The 3,758-nt window shown below is 54.3% G+C and carries 4 protein-coding genes and 2 pseudogenes; 3 read left to right on the top strand and 3 right to left on the bottom strand.

What is annotated here, in order from left to right; translation table 11 throughout:
• Positions 1-113: IS1 family transposase (locus tag CINSTRO3249_RS13920; RefSeq protein WP_044698828.1), on the top strand; the 113-nt coding region annotated here is incomplete at its 5' end.
• Between the two features lie 13 nt (positions 114-126).
• Here CINSTRO3249_RS13920 and CINSTRO3249_RS13915 read toward each other — a convergent pair.
• Positions 127-231 (bottom strand): annotated as a pseudogene (locus CINSTRO3249_RS13915) (ferritin-like domain-containing protein); the annotation flags it as partial.
• A gap of 366 nt (positions 232-597) precedes the next feature.
• Here CINSTRO3249_RS13915 and CINSTRO3249_RS13910 point away from each other — a divergent pair.
• A complete protein-coding gene (locus tag CINSTRO3249_RS13910) occupies positions 598-825 on the top strand; it encodes a DNA polymerase III subunit theta (RefSeq protein ID WP_074013705.1) in 228 nt (75 codons plus the stop codon).
• Positions 826-1,453: 628 nt separating this feature from the next.
• On the top strand, positions 1,454-2,161 hold the full coding sequence (gene exoX, locus CINSTRO3249_RS13905) for an exodeoxyribonuclease X (RefSeq protein ID WP_074013704.1): 708 nt from the start codon (positions 1,454-1,456) through the stop codon (positions 2,159-2,161).
• Between the two features lie 29 nt (positions 2,162-2,190).
• On the opposite strand, the pseudogene CINSTRO3249_RS13900 reads toward exoX, so the two are convergent.
• Positions 2,191-3,474 (bottom strand): annotated as a pseudogene (locus CINSTRO3249_RS13900) (S9 family peptidase); the annotation flags it as partial.
• Positions 3,475-3,529: 55 nt separating this feature from the next.
• Positions 3,530-3,758 (bottom strand): integrase core domain-containing protein (locus CINSTRO3249_RS13895; protein WP_143146879.1); only part of this gene is annotated, 229 nt, incomplete at its 5' end.

Raw genomic sequence — 3,758 nt, 5'->3', positions numbered from 1 at the left:
CGCTCCGTACCCGCATTAAACGACTGGCGCGTAAAACGATTTGCTTCTCGCGCTCTGTCGAGATCCACGAAAAAGTCATCGGAGCCTTCATCGAAAAACACATGTTCTACTAATTGGAGTCATTACCCCTTTGTCATTACACCAGGCGCTCATTTGTAAATAGAGGTTGGCGGAAAAGAATTCGAGATTTAATTGCTCATTCAGCTTATTGGCCATTTCTTGTTTTAACATTGACTGGCGTCCTTATGGGATGTGCAGGTGATTATTTTCGCCATTATGCCAACATCAACCACAAAAACAAACCGACTTATTCCGAAAGAAAGCATAATATTTTAATTTGTTATTTTTCAATATGATAAGTTATTTAACGAAAGGCGAACTCGCAAGTGATAATATTTCCATCGGTGGAATTGATAGGCATTCTTATTTGTATTCTTAATAAGCGATAACGTCAGGCGCTGATTGTACACGCCGCCGCCAATGCGATGGCGAAATAGAAACGATTATTATTTCTCTTCCGCCGCCCCAGTGGCTTGCAAACCGCCGCCGGCTGCATTATTTTGGACACCGGATAGCCATTAACGGGGAAAAGTGACGATGGAGTATAATTTAGCGGCGCTGGATGAGCCGGCGCGAGAAAAAATCAACGTCGATCTGGCGGCGTCCGCGGTGGCGTTTAAAGAACGGTATAATATGCCGGTCGTGGCGGAGCAGGTGGAGCGTGAACTGCCCACCCCCTTACGCGAATATTTTCGCACGCGGGTGGCCTTTTACCGCCAGGCGTCGCTCACTTTCTCCCGCCTGCCCTACGAACCGCGTAAATAAGCTGCCACAGGGTAGAAGCCATTAGCCGCAGCTAAGGGGGCCCGTCCCGAGCGGCTGTGGTTACCCTCACGGCTACCGTTTTCCTGCTGGGGAGGCGCGCGGCACGCTAAGCTCTGCGCAAGGGATGGCGGAGGTTTCTTGTCCGCCGCTTGGCGCCTTATCACTCTAAGCCACGCCGCGCAAAGCCGGGTTGACCTGTAGCCCTGGATAACGCCTCCGTTTTACCCTGCGGCCTGGCGAGTACCATCACTTTATTAGTTGACCTGTGGCCCTGGCTACCCCTCCGTTTTGCCCTGCGGCCTGGCGAGTACCATCACTTTGTCATCGGCGACAAAATAGCACGATTTGTGTTGCTAACGGCGAACAATCGGCAGTTAATAATCTCAGCATTTCCTGTCTGCCACTGAGAGGTCATTATGAGTAAGGGAATGGATCGTAAAAAAGATAGTAAGAAGAAACCGCTAAAAACGCCGGAAGAAAAGCGTGCTGAAAAGCGTAACAAAAAGGCGCCTGCCGATATTGTTTAATGTCTTGCCGCTTCATTTCCTATCAACCCGCCCTCGCAGCGGGTTTTTTATTGCCCCACAACCGGTCATAATAAAGCTACTTTGCCAAGACAGGACACAGTATGACCTTTCGCGTAATCGATACCGAGACCTGCGGCCTTGACGCCGGGGTGGTGGAAATCGCCTCGCTGGATCTCAGCGATGCGGGCATCAGCAATGTGATGAGCGATCTGGTCAATCCGGGCCGCCCCATCGGGCTGGATGCGATGGCGATTCATAACATCACCGAGGAGATGGTAGCGGATAAACCGCGTATCGCGCGCGTTATCGGCCGCTACCAGGGCAGCGCCTATTATGTGGCGCACAATGCCGCCTTCGACAGGCGCATGCTACCGGAGATGAACGGTGCTTGGATTTGCACCTTGAAACTGGCGCGCAAACTTTATCCCGGTATCAAATACGGGAACCAATATTTGCGCTATGCCCTTAAGCTGCAGGTTACCCCGCCGGCGGGGCTTTACCCGCACCGGGCGTTGTATGATTGTTATGTCACCGCTGCTTTGCTGATGAAGATACGGCAGGATTCCGGCTGGAGCGCCGAGGAGATGGTGGCGATAAGCAATGAGGCGACGCTGTTATCCAGCCTGAAATTCGGTAAATATCGCGGCCAGCCGCTGGCGCAGATAGCGCTGCAGGATCCCGATTATCTGCACTGGCTGCTGGCTAATTTGCGCGACTTATCCGCCGATCTGCGCTATAGCCTCAACTTTTACCTCAACGGGGCGGACAGTGCAGAACAAACCCACGCCGCAAGCCCTGCGGGGGAATGACCCCCGGGGTGGGGGTTGACTTGGCGCGGCTAGGCCGACGCCGGCCGTGGGATCCCGGCCGCTTTGGCCAGCGACAGGATGAAGGTATATTCCATCGAAACCCCTTCATAGCCTTTGAAACGGCCGGATTTGCCGCCGTGGCCGGCGTCCATATCGGTGCACAGCAACAACAGGTGGTCGTCGGTTTTCACCTCGCGCAACTTGGCGACCCACTTGGCCGGCTCCCAATATTGCACTTGTGAATCGTGCAGGCCGGTGGTCACCAGCAGGTGGGGATAAGCCTGGGCGCGCACCTGATCGTAAGGGCTGTATTGCAACATGTAGCGGTAGAAAGCCTCGTCTTGCGGATTGCCCCGCTCTTCATACTCGCCGGTGGTCAGAGGAATGGATTCATCCAGCATGGTGGTCACGACATCCACAAAGGGCACTTGCGCCACTATCCCTTTGAACAGATCCGGCGCCAGATTAATGACCGCGCCCATGAGTAGTCCGCCGGCGCTGCCCCCCATGGCGAAGGTCTGTGCGGGATCGCCATAACCCTGATGCAACAGCTCACGGCTGATGTCGATGAAATCATTGAAAGTATTCATTTTGTTGAATAACTTGCCGTCCTCGTACCATTCCTGCCCCAGCTCGCCGCCGCCGCGAATGTGCGTCAGTGCATAGACAAAGCCGCGGTCGAGCAAGCTCAGCCGGCTGGCGCTGAAGTCTGGATCCATACTGCTGCCGTAGGAGCCATAGCCGTAAACCAGCAGCAGATTGTCGCCGGGTTTGAACAAGTCCTGGCGATAAACCAGCGAAACCGGTACCTCTACGCCATCACGGGCGGTGATCCACAGACGTTCGCTGCGGTAGTTTTCCGCCTTAAAGTTTTTCACCTGTGCCTGCTTGAGCAGCTTACGCTCGCCGGTATCCAGATTCATCTCGAATAAGGTCGTCGGCGTGGTCATGGAGGAGTAACCGTAGCGCATAGTGACGCTTTCCGGATCGGGGTTATAGGCCAGCCAGGTCACATAAGTCGGATCGTCGAAGGCGATGCCTTTTTCTTCACCGGTCGTCCAGCTTATTTGCCGCAGGCTGGTCAGCCCCAAGTGGCGCTCCTCCAGCACCAGCCAGTCACGAAACAGCGTGAAGCTCTCCAGCACCACGTCCTTGCGCGCCGGGATCACCGTTTGCCACAGTTTTTCATCACCCGTCTCGCCGCGATAGAGCGCAAAATTTTTACCGTCGCGGTTGGAGCGGATGTAAAAGTGGCCGTGATAATGATCCAGGGAATATTCGTGGTCATGGCGCCGCGGCAAAAAGGGCTGCGGCGTCGCCTGCGGATCTGAATAACCCCGAGTTTATTAGAGAGTAATTTTGGCAATACTACGCCGCTTCCTCTGATGCTAATTGCAAAGCGTAATAGTTCATTTCGGCTTCAGTAGGAGGGATGTAACCCAGCCGCCCGAGCAGCCTTCTGTTGTTGTACCAGTCCACCCAGTCCAGCGTGGCCAACTCCACTTCCGTCCGGTTTTTCCAGCTCCCGCGGTGGATAACCTCCGTTTTGTACAACCCGTTGATACTCTCTGCCATCGCATTATCGTAGGAGTCGCCG

The organism is Candidatus Sodalis sp. SoCistrobi, assembly GCF_900143145.1.
Lineage (GTDB): Bacteria > Pseudomonadota > Gammaproteobacteria > Enterobacterales > Enterobacteriaceae > SoCistrobi.
Note: the sequence above shows the minus strand (reverse complement) of the source record. Positions and strands in the feature narration are given on the sequence as shown.